The organism is Cyanobium sp. ATX 6E8, from assembly GCF_024346335.1.
In the GTDB taxonomy this organism is placed as follows: Bacteria; Cyanobacteriota; Cyanobacteriia; order PCC-6307; family Cyanobiaceae; genus Cyanobium_A.
On record NZ_JAGQCT010000008.1, the window covers coordinates 78,470 to 96,598 of the forward strand.

At 65.9% G+C, this 18,129-nt stretch carries 20 protein-coding genes; 8 read left to right on the plus strand and 12 right to left on the minus strand.

What is annotated here, in order from left to right; translation table 11 throughout:
* The first annotated feature begins 30 nt into the window (after positions 1 to 30).
* Genes nuoK through KBY70_RS08430 form a run of 4 tightly spaced genes read left to right on the plus strand, consistent with a single transcriptional unit; the run spans position 31 to position 2,089 of the window.
* A complete protein-coding gene (gene nuoK / locus KBY70_RS08415) occupies positions 31 to 360 on the plus strand; it encodes an NADH-quinone oxidoreductase subunit NuoK (protein ID WP_254988121.1) in 330 nt (109 codons plus the stop codon).
* Between the two features lie 15 nt (positions 361 to 375).
* Positions 376 to 1,311 carry an NAD(+) kinase gene (locus KBY70_RS08420; protein ID WP_094560753.1) on the plus strand — a complete coding sequence of 312 codons (936 nt, stop codon included), beginning with the start codon at positions 376 to 378 and terminating at the stop codon, positions 1,309 to 1,311.
* A gap of 20 nt (positions 1,312 to 1,331) precedes the next feature.
* Entirely contained in the window at positions 1,332 to 1,898 is a 567-nt protein-coding gene (locus tag KBY70_RS08425; RefSeq protein ID WP_254988122.1) for a CYTH domain-containing protein, read from the plus strand.
* A 26-nt stretch (positions 1,899 to 1,924) separates the two neighbouring features.
* A complete protein-coding gene (locus tag KBY70_RS08430; protein ID WP_254988123.1) occupies positions 1,925 to 2,089 on the plus strand; it encodes a hypothetical protein in 165 nt (54 codons plus the stop codon).
* A gap of 3 nt (positions 2,090 to 2,092) precedes the next feature.
* Here the strand turns inward: KBY70_RS08430 and KBY70_RS08435 are convergent, their stop codons facing one another.
* Positions 2,093 to 2,383, minus strand: a complete 291-nt coding sequence (locus KBY70_RS08435) for a helix-turn-helix domain-containing protein (RefSeq protein WP_254988125.1) — start codon at positions 2,381 to 2,383, stop codon at positions 2,093 to 2,095.
* Between the two features lie 129 nt (positions 2,384 to 2,512).
* Between KBY70_RS08435 and KBY70_RS08440 the strand changes: the two genes are divergently transcribed.
* Complete coding sequence (locus KBY70_RS08440) at positions 2,513 to 3,349, plus strand: methylenetetrahydrofolate reductase (protein WP_409996040.1); 837 nt, start codon at positions 2,513 to 2,515, stop codon at positions 3,347 to 3,349.
* On the opposite strand, the gene KBY70_RS08445 is transcribed toward KBY70_RS08440, so the two are convergent.
* The 6 genes from KBY70_RS08445 to KBY70_RS08470 all read right to left on the minus strand — a co-directional run bounded on the left by KBY70_RS08445 (position 3,346) and on the right by KBY70_RS08470 (position 10,784).
* Positions 3,346 to 4,527, minus strand: coding sequence for an NDP-sugar synthase (locus tag KBY70_RS08445; RefSeq protein WP_254988128.1), 1,182 nt, complete (start codon positions 4,525 to 4,527; stop codon positions 3,346 to 3,348). The genes KBY70_RS08440 and KBY70_RS08445 overlap by 4 nt on opposite strands.
* A gap of 46 nt (positions 4,528 to 4,573) precedes the next feature.
* Positions 4,574 to 5,464, minus strand: coding sequence for a segregation/condensation protein A (locus tag KBY70_RS08450; RefSeq protein WP_254988129.1), 891 nt, complete (start codon positions 5,462 to 5,464; stop codon positions 4,574 to 4,576).
* Positions 5,465 to 5,574: 110 nt separating this feature from the next.
* Positions 5,575 to 5,982, minus strand: a complete 408-nt coding sequence (locus tag KBY70_RS08455) for a lipopolysaccharide assembly protein LapA domain-containing protein (RefSeq protein WP_094560741.1) — start codon at positions 5,980 to 5,982, stop codon at positions 5,575 to 5,577.
* Positions 5,983 to 6,127: 145 nt separating this feature from the next.
* Complete coding sequence (locus KBY70_RS08460; RefSeq protein ID WP_094560738.1) at positions 6,128 to 7,708, minus strand: NAD(P)H-quinone oxidoreductase subunit 4; 1,581 nt, start codon at positions 7,706 to 7,708, stop codon at positions 6,128 to 6,130.
* A gap of 259 nt (positions 7,709 to 7,967) precedes the next feature.
* A complete protein-coding gene (locus KBY70_RS08465) occupies positions 7,968 to 9,998 on the minus strand; it encodes an NAD(P)H-quinone oxidoreductase subunit 5 (protein ID WP_254988133.1) in 2,031 nt (676 codons plus the stop codon).
* Between the two features lie 84 nt (positions 9,999 to 10,082).
* Complete coding sequence (locus KBY70_RS08470; RefSeq protein WP_094560910.1) at positions 10,083 to 10,784, minus strand: NnrU family protein; 702 nt, start codon at positions 10,782 to 10,784, stop codon at positions 10,083 to 10,085.
* Between the two features lie 140 nt (positions 10,785 to 10,924).
* Between KBY70_RS08470 and KBY70_RS08475 the strand changes: the two genes are divergently transcribed.
* A complete protein-coding gene (locus KBY70_RS08475; protein WP_094560734.1) occupies positions 10,925 to 11,905 on the plus strand; it encodes a LysR family transcriptional regulator in 981 nt (326 codons plus the stop codon).
* Here the strand turns inward: KBY70_RS08475 and KBY70_RS08480 are convergent.
* Both KBY70_RS08480 and KBY70_RS08485 read right to left on the minus strand, forming a co-directional pair.
* On the minus strand, positions 11,896 to 12,600 hold the full coding sequence (locus tag KBY70_RS08480) for a DUF3172 domain-containing protein (RefSeq protein WP_094560732.1): 705 nt from the start codon (positions 12,598 to 12,600) through the stop codon (positions 11,896 to 11,898). The two genes, KBY70_RS08475 and KBY70_RS08480, sit on opposite strands and share 10 nt — an antisense overlap.
* The gene (locus tag KBY70_RS08485; RefSeq protein ID WP_094560730.1) at positions 12,597 to 12,989 is read right to left on the minus strand and encodes an NAD(P)H-quinone oxidoreductase subunit M; all 393 of its coding nucleotides are present in this window, start codon (positions 12,987 to 12,989) and stop codon (positions 12,597 to 12,599) included. Before KBY70_RS08485 ends, KBY70_RS08480 begins: the two co-directional genes overlap by 4 nt.
* Before the next feature lie 103 nt (positions 12,990 to 13,092).
* On the opposite strand from KBY70_RS08485, the gene pds reads away from it, so the two are divergent.
* A complete protein-coding gene (pds, locus tag KBY70_RS08490; RefSeq protein WP_094560728.1) occupies positions 13,093 to 14,502 on the plus strand; it encodes a 15-cis-phytoene desaturase in 1,410 nt (469 codons plus the stop codon).
* A 2-nt stretch (positions 14,503 to 14,504) separates the two neighbouring features.
* Positions 14,505 to 15,416, plus strand: coding sequence for a phytoene synthase (locus tag KBY70_RS08495; RefSeq protein ID WP_409996036.1), 912 nt, complete (start codon positions 14,505 to 14,507; stop codon positions 15,414 to 15,416).
* 5 nt (positions 15,417 to 15,421) lie between these two features.
* On the opposite strand, the gene KBY70_RS08500 is transcribed toward KBY70_RS08495, so the two are convergent.
* The 3 genes from KBY70_RS08500 to KBY70_RS08510 form a co-directional block, all read right to left on the minus strand.
* Positions 15,422 to 16,318 (minus strand): alpha/beta fold hydrolase, encoded by an 897-nt coding sequence (locus tag KBY70_RS08500; protein ID WP_233128617.1) that lies wholly within the window; start codon positions 16,316 to 16,318, stop codon positions 15,422 to 15,424.
* A 44-nt stretch (positions 16,319 to 16,362) separates the two neighbouring features.
* A complete protein-coding gene (locus tag KBY70_RS08505) occupies positions 16,363 to 16,788 on the minus strand; it encodes an RNA recognition motif domain-containing protein (RefSeq protein ID WP_094560726.1) in 426 nt (141 codons plus the stop codon).
* Between the two features lie 67 nt (positions 16,789 to 16,855).
* Complete coding sequence (locus tag KBY70_RS08510; protein ID WP_254988136.1) at positions 16,856 to 18,124, minus strand: CCA tRNA nucleotidyltransferase; 1,269 nt, start codon at positions 18,122 to 18,124, stop codon at positions 16,856 to 16,858.
* Positions 18,125 to 18,129 lie beyond the last annotated feature (5 nt).

The window sequence follows — 18,129 nt, forward strand, 5'->3', positions numbered from 1 at the left end:
CCGACCCATCTGCTCATCCCCCCCAGCTCCATGGAGATCACCCTTCCCAGCACCATCCCCCTGCAGGCCTATCTGGCCCTGGCTGCCGTGTTGTTCTGCACGGGAGTCTGGGGTTTGATCAACAGCCGCAATGCGGTGCGGGTGTTGATGAGCATTGAGCTGATGCTCAATGCGGTGAACATCAATCTGATGGCCTTCTCCAGCTATCTCGATGGCCAGCTGATTCACGGTCAGGTGTTTGCCATCTTCGTGATCACCGTGGCGGCGGCGGAGGCGGCTGTGGGTCTGGCAATCCTGCTCTCCCTCTACCGCAACCGCGAAACGGTTGACATGGAGCGCTTCAATCTGCTGCGTTGGTAACCCGGCCCTTCCCCGATGCGGCTTGAGAGGGTCTGGTTGATTTCACGGTCGGGCAGCCAGGCTGCCCATCGCCAGGCCAAGCGCTGCGCCGAAGACCTGGCGGCCCAGGGGGTGCATGTGGTGGTGGCCTCCAGTGGCCTGGCCCGCAACCCCTTTCCCGGCCTGCTGGCCACCGAAGCCCATCTGCCCGATCTGGCCCTGGTGCTGGGCGGTGATGGCACCGTGCTTGGTGCCGCCCGTCATTTGGCCCCCCTGGATGTGCCGATCCTCAGCTTCAATGTCGGTGGCCACCTGGGTTTTCTGACCCACGACCGCCGCTTCCTGCGCCTCAGCGCTGATGCCGGCAAGTCGGAGGAGGAGAGCCTCTGGGAGCGTCTGCGCAACGACCGGTTTGCTCTTGAGCGCCGGATGATGCTGCAAGCCCACATCGACCGCGGTGATGGGGTGGACCAGGCCGATGGCCCCCACCTGGCCCTCAACGATTTCTATTTTCGGCCCTGCCTCGATGAGGTGTCTCCCACTTGCGTGCTCGAGCTGGAGATCGACGGCGAAGTGGTGGATCAATACCGCGGCGACGGCTTGATCATCGCCACCCCCACCGGCTCCACCGGCTATTCGATGGCGGCTGGCGGGCCCATCCTCCACCCCGGTATCGAGGCGATCGTGGTCAATCCGATCTGCCCGATGAGCCTCTCCAGCCGCGCTGTGGTGGTGCCGCCGCGGGCCCAGCTTTCGGTGTGGCCCCTGGGGGAAACCAGCCGCCGGGTGAAGCTCTGGAAAGACGGTGCCCATGCCACGGTGCTGGAGCCGGGGGATCGGGCCGTGGTGGAGCGCAGTCCCCATCCCGCCCTGCAGGTGCTGCTGGAGCAGAGCCCGTCGTATTACCGCACCCTCACCCACAAGCTGCATTGGGCCGGCAGCCTTACGGCTGTCGAGCCCTCCCACAATTAGCCCCCCTGCTGAGGTGTGCCATGGCCCTGGAAATCGAACGGCGCTTTCTGGTGCAGGGTGACGACTGGCGCCAGCACATCCGCTGGCAGGCCTGGCTGCAGCAGGGCTACCTGGTGGCGGCGGCCGATGGCGTCACCGTGCGGGTGCGCAGCGCCAGTGGGGTGCCCGCCGTGGCAGGAGCCTGGCTCACCCTCAAGGCGCGACCAGGGGGGCTGCCCGCGGCGGCGGTTGGGTTGCCGGAGGGCCTGGTGCGCCACGAATTCGAGTACCCCATTCCCACCGGCGATGCCGAGGCTCTGCTGGCCCTGGCTCCCCAGCGGCTCAGCAAGTGGCGCTACGGGCTGGATCTGCCTGGCGGTGAGTGGGTGCTGGATGTGTTTGAGGCGGAGAATGCCCCGCTCGTGGTGGCAGAAGTGGAGCTGGCGCCCGCCACATGGGAGCGCAGCCTGGTGGAGCTGGAGCCCCCAGCCTGGTGCGTCCGTGAACTGACCGGCCGCCACGAACTCAGCAATGCGGCCCTGGCGCGCTCCCCCCTGGCCCATTGGCCTGAGGCTCAACGGCGAGAGTTGCTTGAGGCCGTAGGATAAATCCGAAGAAATTCCAAAGACGCTGCGTGACCGGTCTCTACGACAACCAGGGCATGCTGCGTTTTACTGGGCGTGATCAAGCCGACTGCCTGGCCTATGCCGAGTTGTTCGGGCTCGGGACTGATGGCTACAGCCTGGCGGCGCTTGCCGATGATGGATCCACTCCCCTGGAGGTAGCCCCGGCTGCCTGACCGTCAGTTGGTCTGAGCCTTTCTGCCGTCGATTGCGCAGCAATTGAAGCCATCCCGGCAGATCTTGCCGTGATCCATGGCCCAATTCAGCAGGGCTACGCGATTTTTGGCGCCGGTTTTGGTGAAAATGTTGCTCACGTGGTTGTCCACGGTGCGCTTGCTGATGGTGAGCGCAGCAGCGATCTCCTGGTTGGTGAGCCCCTGGGCTACCAGCTCGATGATTTCGATTTCCCGCTCCGAGAGTTCATGGCGGCCCTGGCCCAGTGAGCCAGCCGTGGAGCGATCGGAATCCATTGGCCCAGGCCGCAGGCTGAACCCCACTGTAGGCAGGGCGTTGTTCCATGATGGGTCCGAGAAGAACGGTTTGGCTTGCTGTTTCAACAGGCCCTGGCCAGCGGTGAACCAGCCCTCACCGCCGAGGTGATGCCGCCTCGAGGCGCAGATCCATCCCGTGCCCTGGAGGCCGCTGGGGCCCTGCGGAGCTGGGTGCATGCCGTGAACGTCACCGACGGCAGCCGCGCCGTGATGCGGATGAGCAGCCTGGCCCTGTGTCGACTGCTGCTGGATGCGGGGATCGAGCCCGTGCTGCAGCTGGCCTGCCGCGATCGCAACCGCATTGCCCTGCAGGCCGATCTGCTGGGCGCCCATGCCCTGGGTGTGCGCAATGTGCTCTGTCTCACCGGTGATCCGGTGCGGGCCGGGGATCAGCCTGGAGCCCGTCCGGTGAATGAGCTGGAGGCGGTGCGGCTGCTGCAGTTGGTGCAGCAGTTCAACGCGGGCGAGGATCCGGTGCAGGGACTGTTGCCCGATGGGCCCACCGCCCTGTTTGCCGGTGCTGCGGCCGATCCCCAGTCGCCCAGCTGGAGTGGCCTCAAGAGCCGCCTGGCGCGAAAGAAGCAGGCTGGAGCGCGCTTCGTGCAAACCCAGATGGTGATGGACGCCGAAGCCCTCAAGCGCTTTGTGGGCGAGCTCGCGGCCCCCTTGGAGCTGCCGGTGTTGGCCGGGGTGTTTCTGCTCAAGTCGGCCCGCAATGCGGCCTTCATCAACCGGGTGGTGCCAGGGGCCAACATTCCCCAGGCCGTGATCGACAGGCTGGCTGCGGCGGCGGATCCGGCGGCTGAGGGTGTGGCGATTGCGGCGGAACAGGTGGCGGACTATCTGCAGATCGCCCAGGGGGTGCACCTGATGGCGATCAAGGCCGAGGAAAAGATTCCGGCGATCCTGCAGCAGGCCGGCCTGGCCCCCCTGCAGCCTGCTTAGCTGGCGTTGCTCAGGGCCAGGTCGGTGCCGAGCAGCTCGGCCATGGCCTTCTGCTGGGGTGAAGGAGCCACCACATCCTGACGGCGCACGTCGGTGATCAGCCAGTCGAGCGCCGCTTCCTGCAGGTCGAAGTGGTCGCCGTTGCGGTCGACGCAGTAGCGGCCAAACACCAGCTTCTCCACCAGCCGCACCCCCGCTCCGATGCGCGAGTAGTCAAAGATGATCGAGTTGTCGATCGTGGCTCCCTCGCAGATGTGGCAGTTGGGGCCGATCATCGCCGGGCCAATGATCGTGGCACCGTTCTCGATGCGGGTCATGCCGCCCACATAGATGGGGCCGGTCACCTTGATCTGGTCCCAGTCAGCCGCCACGTTGAGGCCGGCAAACACCCCCGGTCGCACTTCCTTGCCCGGAATCTGCACCTGGCGCACCTGGCCCTGCAACACGCTGCGGATCGCCTGCCAATAGTCGGGCACCTTGCCGATATCCACCCACTCAAACTCCATCGGCAGGGCGTAGAAGGCCGCCCCTGCTTGCACCAGCTTGGGGAAGAGGTCGGAGCCGATGTCGAAGGGCTGGTCACTCGGCACAAAGTCGAGCACTTCGGGCTCAAAGATGTAGATGCCGGTGTTGATCATGTCGCTGGCGGCTTCATCCACCGCCGGCTTTTCCTGGAAGGAGCGCACCCGACCGTCGTCGGTGGTGACCACCACGCCGTAGCTGCTCACCTGGTCTTTGGGGACCCGTTTGGTGATCAGGCTGGCCATGGCTCCCTTGGCCTTGTGGCGGCGTACCGCTTCGCTGAGATCCAGGTCGATCAAGGCATCGCCGCAGAGCACCACAAAGGTGTCGTCGAAGAAGTGCTGGAAGTTCTGAATCTTCTTGAGGCCTCCGGCTGAGCCCAGGGCGTCGCCGATCAGCTCTCCATCTTCAATCCGACCTTCGAAGCTGTAGGCAATCTCCACGCCGAAGCGCTGGCCATCGCGGAAGTAGTTTTCGATCTCCTCGGCGAGGTGGGAGACGTTCACCATGATCTCGGTGAAGCCGTGCTCCCGCAGCAGCTCCAGCAGAAACTCCATCACGGGTTTCTGCAGGATGGGGATCATCGGCTTGGGAATGGTGTGCGTGATGGGACGCACCCGTGTTCCCTTGCCGGCCGCCAGGATCATCGCCTTCATCGGCGTTTGCTCACATCGGTCGGAGCAACCAGCCTAGTCGGCTTGCTCAGGCTGCCATCAGCGTTTCCGCCGCCCCGATCTCTGGCACGAGGGGCAGCTGGCGGCTTTCGCCGGCGCTAAGCAGGCGCCTGAGCCGCAGCGGCCCAAACAGCCCACCCTGTTGGTCGAGGTCCACCTTGCCCTGGTGGCAGAGAAACAGCAGGGCCCAGAACACGCCCACCCGATCGCGGTCTAAGTCGGCATCGGCGCGCCGCGACTCCACGTTGGCAGCCCAATCCTGCACGAGGTCGTTGAAGGCAGCCCAGTCATGGGCCGGTTCCCAGCTGAGCAAGAACTGGCTGAGCGCGGCGGTGGTTTCCGGCAGTTTTTCGCGGTGGGCCAGGGCGGCCACCTGTTCGATCGCGGCCCGTTCGCTGTAGCGCTTGGGGCGATGGCGCTGCCGGGTGCGGCCCTCGTCCTGCTCCAGCCGCTCGGCGATGTCCTCCAGCTGGCGGATCAACTCCCCCAGGGTCACGGGGCGCTGCAGGGGCGGGGGCGCCACAGGGCGGCGCCAGAGGTGCCGTTCCGGACGCTGCGGCAGTTCCATCCCCGGGCTCACCAGCCAGCCCTGGCCATCGGCGTCGAAGTCAAAGCCGAAGTCCTGATCGTCGAGGGGTTCCGGCGGGAAGGTGGCCGCCTCGAGCACCTCGGCCTTGAGGCTCACCAGCACCGAAGCGGCCAGGAAGGCCTCGCTGGTTTCGGCCAGATCCTGCTCGTAGCTGCCGCCCCGGCTCGCCCCTGCCGCGGCCACCAGGCGCGGCACTTCGATGCGCTGGCGCAGTTGGTCGAGGAAGCCATCCACCACGGCGATCACGTCCACGTCCCACGGGTCGAGTTCGCCCCGCTCCGCTGCGTCTTGCAGCAGACGGATGGCCAGCCTGGCGCCTCCTTCAGCCAATCCGCTCTTTCAATCCAATGTGAATGATGGATATGCTACCGGTATTGCCTGAACCGGGCTAGCGGCGCCGTCCGGCCACTACCGGTGGTGCCTGCGCTGGGCTGGGCCCTTCAGCTCACCGACACCGTCATCGACTCGCTGCGGGCGGCCTCTTCAGCCTGGCCAGGATCACTGGGAGCCGAGCTCTCGCCAGCGGCGGGCAACAATCCTAATTGGGCATCGACGGTGGCCCGATAGCGCTGGAGGTCGTTTTCCAGCTCCTGGATCCGCACCTGCTGGGCGGCAAATTCGCTCTGGTTCTGCAGTGTTTCCACCTTGCGCACCACGCCGGTCCACACGGCAAACACCCAGGCGGCAGCAGCGCCGACGCCGCCCACCAGCAACAGCAGCGCCGCCAAGGGCAGGGTGCCGCTCAGTCCGGGCAAGAAATGGACCGTGGTGGGGGCCGTGTTTTCCAGGGTGAACATCACCGTGGCCAGGCCGAAGCTGAAGATCAGCAGGAAGTTCAGCTGTTTCATCGCGGGGTCTCCCAGGGGCGTCGCGGTGGAGAGGCGGGTGGCGCGGAGCTCCAGAGCTGAGCAGGAGCGTAAGGAGGGCAGCCGGGGGTGGCATGTCCTGGCGTCGATCTGCACAGTTTTGTTACCGCCCTCCGGTGTTGGTGGGTCAGGCCGGCAGGGGCGGGGCCACCAGCAGTGGCTGGCGGATCAGATCGCCCGGCGGGGGCTGGATCACCTTGGCCAGCGCCGTGGTTTCCCGTTGCACCAGCGCTTCGATGGAGGCGCGGTAGGTGTCGGTCATGATCCGGGGATAGAGGCCGATGCCCACGATCGGCACCAGCAGGCAGCTCACCACGTAGATCTCGCGCGGTTCGGCATCCACCAGGTGGGTGTGGGATGCCAGCTCGGCGTTTTCCTTGCCGAAGAAGATTTCCCGCAGCATCGAGAGCAGGTAGACCGGCGTGAGGATCACCCCCACCGCCGCCAGCGCCGCCATGACGATGCGGAAGCTGAGGGAATAGGCCTCACTGGTGACGAAGCCGGTGAACACCATCAGCTCGCTCACGAAGCCGCTCATGCCTGGGAGGGCCAGGGAGGCCAGGGAGCAGATGGTCCAGAGAGCAAACATCTTGCGCATCGTCTGGCCGACGCCGCCCATCTCGTCGAGCTGCAGGGTGTGGGTGCGGTCGTAGGTGGCGCCCACCAGGAAGAACAGGCTGGCCCCGATCAGGCCGTGGCTGATCATCTGCAGCATGGCGCCGCTGGTGCCGAGGGCACTGAAGCTGCCGATGCCGATCAGCACGAAGCCCATGTGGCTGATCGAGCTGTAGGCGATCTTGCGTTTGAGGTTGCGCTGGGCAAACGAGGTGAGCGCGGCATAGATGATGTTCACCACCCCCAGCACCACCAGCAGCGGCGCAAACTGGGCGTGGCCTTCCGGCAGCAGCTGCACGTTGAAGCGCAGCAGGGCGTAACCGCCCATTTTGAGCAGGATGCCGGCCAGAAGCATGTGCACCGGCGCCGTGGCCTCGCCGTGGGCATCGGGAAGCCAGGTGTGCAGCGGCACGATCGGCAGCTTCACTCCGAAGGCGATCAGCAGGCCTGCATAGGCAAAGAGCTGGAACTTCGTCGAGAAGTCCTTGGCCATCAGGACCGTGTACTCGAAGCTGGGAGTGCCCCCGCCGTAGAAGGCCATCGCCAGGCCCACCACCAGGATGAACAGCGAGCTGCCGGCCGTATAGAGGATGAACTTGGTGGCGGCGTACTGGCGCTTCTTGCCGCCCCAGATGGCCAGCAGCAGATACACCGGCAGCAGCTCCAGCTCCCAGGCCAGGAAGAACAGCAGCATGTCCTGCACCGCGAACACCGCGATCTGGCCGCCATCCATGGCCAGCAGCAGGAAAAAGAAGAGTTTCGGCTTGAACGTCACCGGCCAGGCCGCCAGGGCCGCCAAGGCCGTGATGAAGCTGGTGAGCAAGATCAGCGGCATCGAGATGCCGTCGGCCCCCACCGACCAGGCCAGACCCAGGCTGGGTAGCCACTGCACCCGTTCCACCAGTTGCAGCCCCTCCACCGAGGGGTCGTAGCCGTTGAGGTAGCCCCCCACCGTGAGCAGGAAGGTGGTCAGTGCGACGCCGAGGGCATACCAGCGCACACGCTTGCCATCGCCGGCATCTGGAATGAAGGGGATGAGCAGGGCGGCGGCGATCGGGAACAGGATCGACGCGCTCAACCAGGGGAAGGGCACGAACCAGGCCTCACCGTTTGGCGGAGTGTAGAAATTCCAGCCGGCCTGTCCCTGTTGTGATGCGGGGAGTCACACAGACCGTTGGTTTTTTGCGCGCCCTTGGCCGTGCTGGCGTCACGCGCTGCGCGCTCACGCCGCCTGCACGGCCAAGGGCGCGCAAAGCTGGGGGAGAGGGCTCTGTGCGCTGGAGGGAGGGTGCTGGTTGGCTAGAGAGCCGGCCCCTCGGCGGTGTTCGGCTCGCTGGGCTGAGCGGTTGCGCTCAGCCCAGCGAGCCGAACAACACCACCAGAGCGATGACACCGCCAAACACGATCAGGGCATAGAACTGGGCCCGGCCGGTTTCGAAGTACTTGAGACCCTCGCCGCTGCCGAGGGTCACCAAGCCTGTGAGGTTGACGACCCCATCCACCACCTTCGAGTCCACCTCCAGCACCTGGCGGGCCAGCTTGCGGCTGCCCTGCACGAACAACTTGTCGTTGATGGCATCGAGATACCACTTGTTGGCCAGGAAGGCGTTGACGGCCGGGAAGCGGGCCGCCACCGCGGTGCCCAGATCGAGTTTGTGCAGGGCGTAGGCCAGCACCGCCACGCTGATGCCGGCCACGGAGATGCCGACCGAGGCTCCGGCGAGGGGCAGAAACTCCCCCCAGCTGAAGTGCTCGGCCACTTCGGCGGCCTCCTGGGGATCCAGCAGATTGCCGAAGCGGCTGTTCCACGGGGTGCCGAGCAGGCCGATCAGCGCCGACGGCACCGCCAGCACCGCCAGGGGCATGGCCATCTGCCAGCCGGATTCGTGGGGGTGCTTGGCTTGGCTGTGACCACGGTCGTCGCTGTGGCCATGGTCATCGCCGTGGTCCTCAGCGGTTTTACCGGCAGCCGCCATCAGTTGGGCTGCCATCGCCTTGTCGCCGCCGCGGAACTCGCCCTCAAAGGTGAGGAAGTACAGCCGGAACATGTAGAACGCCGTCATGCCGGCGGTGACGAAACCGGCCACCCACAGGATCGGGAACTGGCCGAAGGCCACCCCCAGGATTTCGTCCTTGCTCCAGAAGCCTGCCAAGGGCGGAATGCCGCTGATGGCAATGCAGCCGATGAAGAAGGTGGTGCTGGTGATCGGCATGAACTTGCGCAGGCCGCCCATCAGGCGCATGTCCTGGGCCAGCACCGGCTCATGGCCCACCACCTCTTCCATGGCGTGGATCACCGAGCCGGAGCCTAAAAACAGCATCGCCTTGAAGAAGGCGTGGGTGACGAGGTGGAACATGCCCGCCACCGGGGCGCCGCAACCCATCGCCAGCATCATGTAACCGAGCTGGGAGACGGTGCTGTAGGCCAACCCCTTCTTGAGGTCCATCTGGGTGAGGGCGATCGAGGCCCCCAGAAACAGGGTGATCGTGCCAATTACCGCAATCGTGGCCTGCACCGCCGGGAAGGGCTCGTACACCGGCTGCAACCGGGCCACCAGGAACACGCCGGCGGCCACCATCGTGGCGGCGTGGATCAGGGCTGAGATCGGCGTCGGGCCCTCCATGGCATCGGGCAGCCACACATGCAGGGGGAACTGGGCCGATTTGGCCATCGGGCCCATGAACACCAGCAGGCACAGCAGGATTGCCGCAGCGTTGGAGAGACTGCCGCCGGCCACGGCCTCCTGCAGCCGGCTGCCGATCTCTTCAAAACCGAAGCTGCCGGTGGCCCAGAACAGGCCGAGGATCCCCAGCAGTAGGCCGAAGTCGCCCACACGGTTCACCACGAAGGCTTTCTGGGCGGCATTGGCGGCGCCGTCGCGGTCGTACCAGAAGCCCACGAGCAGGTAGGAGCACATGCCCACCAGCTCCCAGAACACGTAAATCTCCAGCAGGTTGGGGCTGATCACCAGGCCCAGCATCGAGCTGCTGAACAGGGCCAGATAGGTGAAGAAGCGCACGTAGCCCTTGTCGTGGGCCATGTAGCCATCGGAATAGACCATCACCAGCACGGCGATGGTGGTGACCAGCGACAGCATCACCGCTCCGAGGGCATCCACCCGGAAGCCCATCTGCAGGTTGAACGTGCCGGCGCTGGCCCAGTTGAACAGCACCTCGGTGGGGCCGGCTCCGGCCAGCTGCTGGGCCAGCACGGCATAGCTGAGCACCGCCGCGGCGCCAACGCAGCTGATCAGCAGCCAGGCCACGGGTTTGCGCAGCCGATTGACGGTGCGGTTAAAGCTGATCAGCCCCAGGCCCGTCAGACAGGCTCCGGCCAGGGGCAGCACCGGGATCAACCAGGCGAGTTCGGCGGCTGACGGCATGCGGCGCAGGCTGGTTGGGGGAAGTGTAGGCAGCCGTTCAGGTTGGGCCTCTGCCCTGTGCGGGGGCGCCCATCAGGCCAACCCTCAGGCCAGCCAGTGGCCCAGGGCCGACCGGGAGAAGGCGGTGGCTCCAAGGCCGATGTAGCGGTGGGCCCACCAGAACACCGCCACGGCAATGCCGATGCCCAGCTGGGCCGGCCGCAGGAATTCGGAGAGCACCAGCTGCTGGCGGCCATCGAGCACGGCCTTGAAGGGAAGCACCGAGGTGCTGGCCTTGAGTTCCTCGAAGGCAGCCCCGAAGCGGTTGGCCAGGCGACGGTCGCCATTCCACACCGCAAACAGGTGGTGGGCGATCAGGCCGGCGCAAGTGGCCACCATGAAGCTGCTGCCGATCCAGAGCAGGTGGGTGGCGCACCAGAGGATCTGTCCGACGGCCTGGGGGTGGCGGCTGATGCGGATGATTCCCGTGGCGTAGAGCCGCACCTGGGGTTTGAGCACCGCGGGGATCTCCAGCAGGTTGTAGGTGGCTGGATACAGAAACAGGAAGCTGATGGCGGTGCCGGTCCACACCAGCGGCACGATCCAGGGCTGGTCTTGCAGGTTCCAGAGGCGGATGCCGTCGTAGCGGTGGGCCAGGAAGTAGCCGATTACCACCACTGCCGAGGGAATGCTCACGGCGGCAAACAACAGCCGCCAGGCCCGCTCACCGATGCGCTCCACGCCCCAGGCCCGCAGCGAGGCGCCCCCGCTGTGGATCACGGCGAAGGCCAGCAGCAGGCCGAGCATCACCCAACTGCTGTGGTGGAGAGAGCTGGGGGGCACAGGCCGGGTGGGGAGTTGTGAAGTTTCTGATTCTCGCTGCCCAACTTCCCCCCTAGAGTTTTCTCCTCGCCAGCCGGCAGGCCCAGGCCCACCCAGGCAACCCGATGGCAGATCTGCCTTTCACCCTTGATCAGCTCCGCATCCTGCGGGCTATCGCCTCGGAGGGCAGCTTCAAGAAGGCCGCCGACAGTTTGTACGTCACCCAGCCGGCGGTGAGTCTGCAGATCCAGAACCTGGAGAAGCAGCTGAGCGTCAGCCTGTTTGATCGCGGTGGGCGCAAGGCCCAGCTCACCGAGGCCGGCCACCTGCTGCTCAGCTACTGCGACCGGATCCTCAGCCAGTGCCAGGAGGCCTGTCGAGCCCTGGAAGACCTGCACAATCTTCGCGGTGGCTCGTTGATCGTGGGCGCCAGCCAGACCACCGGCACCTATCTGATGCCGCGGATGATTGGCCTGTTCCGCCAGAAATACCCGGAGGTGGCCGTGCAGCTGCAGGTGCACAGCACCCGACGCACGGGCTGGAGCGTGGCCAATGGCCAGGTTGATCTGGCCATCATCGGCGGCGAGCTGCCCACCGAGCTCGGTGAGCTGCTGCAGGTGGTGCCCTATGCCAGCGACGAACTGGCCCTGGTGCTGCCGGTGAAGCACCCCCTGGCCCGCCTGCCCGAGCTCACCAAGGACGACCTCTACCGACTGGGCTTTGTCTGTCTTGATGCCCAGTCGACGACCCGCAAGATGGTCGACCAGCTGCTGGCCCGCTCCGGCCTCGATGTGGGCCGCCTCAAGATCGAGATGGAGCTCAACTCCTTTGAGGCGATCAAAAACGCCGTGCAGTCGGGCTTGGGGGCTGCGTTCCTGCCGGTGGTGTCGATCGAGCGGGAGCTTTCGGCCGGCACGCTGCACCGCCCCCAGGTGGCTGATCTGCTGGTGCGCCGCCAGTTGAAGTTGATCACCCACCCGGCCCGCTATTGCTCACGGGCCGCCGATGCCTTCCGCAAGGAGGTGCTGCCGGTGTTCGCCAGCCCCGATAGCCCCCTGCGCCGGCCGCTGCAGCAGGAGACCCCTGCCGCTGCCACTCAGAACTGATCGGCTTCAGGGGTGATGCCCACGGTGTCGTCAGCGACGCCCTTGGTGAGGAATTTGTTCTCGCTGATGTCGGTCTGATACACGCAGCGCACGATCGGTTTGTCCTTGACCGAGCCGATGTAGGCGAAGGTGTTCATCCGCTGCTTGCACTGCCGCATCTGCTCGGCGGTAACGGCCCCTTCCTTCTGCAGCACGCTCCAGTTCTCCCGGCGGATCACGCAGCCCGGCTTGAGTGCCGGCTGGGTCACAAAACTCGAGCTGGGGTTCATGGTCGTGTAGAGCTCGATGTCCATCACGAAGGCGCTGGCGCCCCACTGCTTGCAGAATTCCGGATCGGGCACAGCCAAGTCGAGCTGCTGGGAGCTGGCGATGTTGCCCTGGTCGCCCTGGGTGGTGCTGGAGATCGCAGTGCCGATGCCGATGCCCACCACCAGCACGCCGGCCAGGATCGCCAGGGTTCCTACGTTGAATTGAAAGGGGCCGTTGCCACCAGGTCCGTTGCCACCGGGGCCGCCCCCTGGAGCGCCCTTGCCCCCACCCCCGCTGCGCCCTGCTGGCCGCCGCGGTTCTCCTCGCCCATAGGACCCAGGGCCATAGCGGTCGTCGTCAAAACGCTCCTCGGCGTAGCGACCGCTGCTGGATCGACTGCCGCCGGAGCGGCCATTGCCGTAGTCGGACGGGCGGGAGCGGCTCACAGGGTTTCGGTGCTGCGGGGCAGGCCCATGGAGTAGTTGAGCACGCGGGCATCCGAGTTGTAGCGAAGCTCCCCGGCCTGCAGCAGCTGGCGGATCAGGCCTTCGAGCTCTGAGCCGATCTGGCGCAGGGTGTATTCCGTGAGGTCGGCGCCGGCCTGGGCTGCCACCAGCTCCCGGAAGCGCTCCTGCACCTTGGCCAGCACCGGGGCGTCCCAGAGGAATTCGTTGTCTGGATCCACATCCATGGTGAGCTGGCTGGGATCCGCCACCAAATTGCCGTTGTCAACCCGGGCTGTGAACAGCCGCACGTGACGGGTTGTGGACTTCAGCAGGGTCTCTGCGTTCGGAGCTGCAGCAGTGAGAGGGTCGGCAGGGCTTAAGTCGGCCATGGGGAAGCAGTTGCGGGCACCCGATCAGCCAACTCTAGAAACCCTCCAGGCCGCGAAGGTCGGAAGCCCCCCTTTAAGGTTGTCATTGGATTCAAGGATGGGTATGCGCGTCGTCATCGCCGGAGCAGGACTGGCCGGGTTGTCGTGTGCCAAATACCTCTGTGATGCCGGCCACACCCCGGTGGTGGTGGAGGCTCGAGATGTGCTGGGCGGCAAGGTTGCGGCCTGGCAGGACGAAGACGGCGACTGGTACGAGACCGGTCTGCACATCTTTTTCGGCGCCTACCGCAACATGCGCCAGCTGTTTAAGGAGCTGGACATCGAAGACCGTCTGCAGTGGAAGAGCCACTCGATGATCTTCAACCAGAAGGAAACCCCCGGCACCTACAGCCGCTTCGACTTTCCTGATATCCCAGCCCCTTTCAATGGGGTGGCCGCAATTCTCGGCAACAACGACTTGCTCACCTGGCCCGAGAAGATCTCCTTCGGCCTCGGCCTCGTGCCGGCGATGCTGCGCGGTCAGCAGTACGTGGAGGAGTGCGATCAATACTCCTGGACCGAGTGGCTGCGGCTGCACAACATCCCCGAGCGGGTGAATGACGAGGTGTTCATCGCCATGGCCAAGGCGCTGAACTTCATCGATCCTGAGGAGATCTCCAGCACGGTGGTGCTGACTGCCCTCAACCGCTTCCTGCAGGAGAGCGATGGCTCCAAGATGGCGTTTCTCGATGGCAATCCGCCCCAGCGGCTGTGCCAGCCGATCGTCGACTACATCGAGGCCCGTGGCGGGGAGGTGCACCTCAATGCCCCCCTACGCCAGATCGAGCTCAATGCCGACGGCAGCGTGAAGGCGTTCCAGATCGGTGGCATCAAGGGCCAGGAGCCGCGCACGCTCACGGCGGATGCCTATGTGAGTGCCATGCCGGTGGATCCCTTCAAGCTGCTGCTGCCCGAGCCCTGGAAGGAAATTCCTTATTTCAAGAAGCTCGATGGCCTCAATGGTGTGCCGGTGATTAACATCCACCTCTGGTTTGACCGCAAGCTCACCGAGATCGATCATCTGCTGTTCAGCCGCAGCCCGCTGCTGAGCGTTTATGCCGACATGAGCAACACCTGCAAGGAATATGAAGACCCTGAGCGTTCCATGTTGGAGTTGGTGTTTGCCCCGGCCAAGGATTGGATCGGTCGCCCCGATGAGGAAATCGTGGCCGCCACCATGGAGGAGCTGAAGCGCCTGTTCCCGATGCACTTCACCGGAGACAACCAGGCCCAGCTGCGCAAGTCGATCGTGGTGAAAACGCCCCTGTCGGTTTACAAAACCGTGCCGGGTTGCCAGCAGCTCAGGCCCGACCAGGCGTCGCCAATCCCCAACTTCTTTCTGGCCGGCTGCTACACGATGCAGCGCTACCTGGCGTCGATGGAAGGAGCGGTGCTGAGCGGTAAGCAGTGCGCCCAGGCGATCGCCACGTCCCCCGTGGCCCAGTCGGCGGCAGGGGTCCCGGTGGCGGTCTGAGCGTGGTTGTTTCCTCGGTTCCAAACCTGGAGGAGGCCTATGAGGCCTGCCGCCGCGAGACGGCGGAGTGGGCCAAAACCTTTTATCTGGGCACCCTGCTGATGCCCTCTCCCAAGCGGCGGGCGATCTGGGCGATTTACGTGTGGTGCCGCCGCACGGATGAGCTGATGGACAGCCCGGAGGCGATGGCTCGCCCGGTGGAGGAGCTGGCGGCCCGGTTGGACAGCTGGGAGCGGCGCACCCGGGAACTGTTCGCGGGCAAGGTGCGGGATGGCCTGGATCGGGTGATGGTTGACACGATCGAGCGCTACCCCCAACCGATCCAGCCCTATCTCGACATGATCGAGGGGATGCGGATGGACCTCACCACCAGCCGCTACGCCACGTTTGAGCAGCTCAAGCTTTATTGCTATCGGGTTGCGGGCACCGTGGGCCTGATGACCCAGGAGGTAATGGGCGTGGATCCCGCCTACACCTCAGCTCCATGGAGTGCGCGGCCCGACACCAGCGAGGCCGCTGTGGCGCTGGGGATCGCCAATCAGCTCACAAACATCCTGCGCGATGTGGGTGAAGATCGCGGCCGCGGCCGCATCTATCTGCCCCAGGAGGACCTCACCCGTTTCGGCTACAGCGAGGCTGAGCTGATGGCCGGCACCCTCAACGACAGCTGGCGTGAATTGATGCGGTTTCAGCTTGCCCGCGCCCGCGACTGGTTCGCCCGTTCAGAGGCAGGCGTGCGCTGGCTGGCGCCCGATGCCCGCTGGCCGGTTTGGGCATCGCTGCGCCTGTATCGCGGCATCCTCGATGTGATCGAGGAACTGGATTACGACGTGTTCAACCACCGGGCCTATGTGCCCACCTCAGGCAAATTTCTGGATCTGCCGCGGTCGTTTGTGATCGCCCAGGCGCGCTGAGCTGATCAGGCTTGGCCAATCCAGTTGAGCAGGATTGGATTCACCTGCTCAGGCGCTTCATCGTGGGGGCAGTGGCCCAGCCCTGGCAGCACGTTCAGCTCTTGGATGCAGGCAAAGCTGTCAGCCCAGCGGCTGGCTTCGGCGGGATCTTCCCAGGGGTCGGCTTCGCCCCAGAGCATCCGTACCGGCACTGGTGGGTCGGCGGCAGTGAGATCGGCGAGCAGCTGCGGGGCCAGGTGGTCGTTGAACAGGTTGACGAAGCCTCGGAAGCTTTCGGTGGCCCCGGGATCGGTGCTGGGGCGATGCAGCAGGGTCACCAGTGCGTCGTCAATGTTGGCTCCGCTGGGGTAGGCCCGCGCCAGCACGCTGCGGATAAAAGCCGGCTTGGCCAGCAGGCGAAACAGGGGGGCGATCACCCAGCGTTGCCGCACCAGGCTTTTCACCAGGGGGCGACTGGCCCGCTCCCAGCCTGGGAGTTGGGCGGCCCGTTTGTCGTCGAGGGTGCGCTGGGCGCAGTCGATCAACACCACCTGGGCCGGTGGGGTGCCCTCGCGCAACAGCACTCTGGCGGCCGTCAGAGCAACCATGGCGCCGATCGAGTTGCCCACCAGGTGCACGCGTGGGGCTGTACCTGCCCCGTGCGGAAGCAACCGCTCGCGCACCAGATCGGCCACCAGCTGACCCCAGAGGTCGAAGTTGTACTGCACGGCGCCCGGCTGCTCGGGTTCGTCGGCCAGCCGGGAGCGTGGTTTGTCACTGGCACCGAAGCCCAGCAGATCAACCGCCAGAACATGGGCCTGGCGCGCCAATGCCGGCACGTTGTGACGCCAGTGACCCACGGAGGCGCCGAAGCCATGGATCAACAGCACCTTGGTGCTGTTGCCGGGATCGCCGGCCTCCACCAAGTGAATCCTGTGGTCTTGCCAGGTCCAGGGGATGGGGGTGGTCAGACTGCGGCCGTTTGGTTGGCCAGCAGTGACTTGAGCTTGGCCAGTTCGCCGGCCCAGCGGGGATCGGGGGCTTCGCTATCGACGTTGTCGGCATGCACCACCTTGTTGACGGCCTTGCGGGCTGCGGTGGGAGCGCTGCCGTTGCGGCGCTCGCTGGGGGCTGCGCTGCGGCTGTCCTTGCGCTCAGAGACCTCGATCCGCAGGGCGTTGCCGCCGAAGTCCTTGCCGTTGAGCTGCTCGATCACGGTGTCGGCCAGCTTCTGATCGTCAACGTTGGCAAAGCCGAAACCGCGGCAAGCGCCGGTGTCACGATCGTTGACGGCCTTGAAGCGCACCCCTTCGCCCACGGCGCTGAACAGAGCCTCAAGCTCCTTGGCATCGAAGGTCTGCGGCAGGTTGCCGACGTAGAGGCGAATGCTCATGGGGAAGGGGTAGGAAAAACTTTCTGCAGGCGAGGAGAAGCCTCTCGATGCGCCTTTGCTCAGAAAGTTAATCACGCCGGCTGTCCAGCCCGTCGCTCCCTTTCTGCTGCATCCACCAGCGTTGTGCTGCCGCCAGGGCCGTGGAGCGCTCCTTCGGGCCGTCTCCCAGTCGGCCGAAGGCCCGCTCCAGGGTGAGGTGATCCAGCAGCCGCCCCAGCTCGGGTCCGGCCGGGATCCCCAACTGCTGTTGGAGTTGGCGGCCATCCAGCGGCGGGCGTGGATGCAGCAGCGGATCGTGGGGGTTGCGCCAGCGTTCCAACAGGTTGCCGGGGGGCTGGGTCAGCAGCAACAGCAGGGCGGGCAGATCGCCGTCCAGGTCCCGATGCAGTGCCACGCGGTTGGGCTCCGCCAGCGCAGTCCAGCCGCCGGCATCCTCCAGTTCCCCACGCCAGCGCCGCAGGGCCCGGCAGCGCTGCTGCAGCTTTCGGCTGCTGCGCAGTGCCATCAGGGCCTCGGGGGGTAGCAGGGCGCTGAGCCGCGCCAGCGGCAGGGCCCAGGCCACTTCGGCGTCCAGCAGCCCCTGCCGCTGCGCCTGCTCCTGGCTGAGGGCGCTCAAGGCCGGGGCGGCGGCGGCATCGGCGCGCCAGCCCTGCACCAGTCCGCAGCGCAGGGCGAGCACCAAGCCCCGCTCTCCTGCGGGGGCCTCGGCCAGCTTCTCCAGCTCCGCCAGCACCCGCTCGCCGGCCACTGCGCTCAGCTGGCTCGCATGGCGCTCAATCCAGGCTTGGCTGGTGGGCTCCAGGCTGAACTCGAGGCTGCAGGCCAGGCGGATGCCCCGCAGCAGCCGCAGGGGGTCGGCCAGCAGGTTGGCTTCGCTCACGGCCACCAGTTGGTGGCGCTGCAGGTGAGCGAGGCCACCGGTGGGATCCACCAAGCCGGCTGGGCTGCCTGCGCTGGCGGGCAGGGGCAGGGCCATGGCATTGACGGTGTAATCCCGGCGACCCAGGTCGGCCTCCAGGGTCGCGCCGTCCCGCTGGGCCAGGTCGATGTTCCAGCCCTTCACCACGAGCCGGGCGATGCCATGGTCGGCATCGAGCACCACGGCGCTGCCGCCGTGGTGCCGGGCCAGCTGGCGGGCCAGGGTGATGGCATCGCCCTCCACCACGAAGTCGAGGTCGGGTTGGGGCGCGAGGCGGCCCAGCAGGGCATCCCGGATGGCGCCCCCCACCAGGGCTGTGCCTGGTGGCAGCGCCGCCAGCGGCAGCGGCCAGGGCTCGGCCAGCAGGCGCTGCCACAGCTGGTGAGCCACCTCGCCGGCAGAACGGTCAGCCGTCACAATGG

Coding starts and splice junctions, on each gene's coding strand:
- nuoK (WP_254988121.1), top strand. CDS start 31: ATGGAGATCACCCTTCCCAGCACCATCCCCCTGCAGGCCTATCTGGCC.
- KBY70_RS08420 (WP_094560753.1), top strand. CDS start 376: ATGCGGCTTGAGAGGGTCTGGTTGATTTCACGGTCGGGCAGCCAGGCT.
- KBY70_RS08425 (WP_254988122.1), top strand. CDS start 1,332: ATGGCCCTGGAAATCGAACGGCGCTTTCTGGTGCAGGGTGACGACTGG.
- KBY70_RS08435 (WP_254988125.1), bottom strand. CDS start 2,383: ATGGATTCCGATCGCTCCACGGCTGGCTCACTGGGCCAGGGCCGCCAT.
- KBY70_RS08440 (WP_409996040.1), top strand. CDS start 2,513: ATGCCGCCTCGAGGCGCAGATCCATCCCGTGCCCTGGAGGCCGCTGGG.
- KBY70_RS08445 (WP_254988128.1), bottom strand. CDS start 4,527: ATGAAGGCGATGATCCTGGCGGCCGGCAAGGGAACACGGGTGCGTCCC.
- KBY70_RS08455 (WP_094560741.1), bottom strand. CDS start 5,982: ATGAAACAGCTGAACTTCCTGCTGATCTTCAGCTTCGGCCTGGCCACG.
- KBY70_RS08465 (WP_254988133.1), bottom strand. CDS start 9,998: ATGCCGTCAGCCGCCGAACTCGCCTGGTTGATCCCGGTGCTGCCCCTG.
- KBY70_RS08470 (WP_094560910.1), bottom strand. CDS start 10,784: ATGCTCGGCCTGCTGCTGGCCTTCGCCGTGATCCACAGCGGGGGCGCC.
- KBY70_RS08475 (WP_094560734.1), top strand. CDS start 10,925: ATGGCAGATCTGCCTTTCACCCTTGATCAGCTCCGCATCCTGCGGGCT.
- KBY70_RS08485 (WP_094560730.1), bottom strand. CDS start 12,989: ATGGCCGACTTAAGCCCTGCCGACCCTCTCACTGCTGCAGCTCCGAAC.
- pds (WP_094560728.1), top strand. CDS start 13,093: ATGCGCGTCGTCATCGCCGGAGCAGGACTGGCCGGGTTGTCGTGTGCC.
- KBY70_RS08505 (WP_094560726.1), bottom strand. CDS start 16,788: ATGAGCATTCGCCTCTACGTCGGCAACCTGCCGCAGACCTTCGATGCC.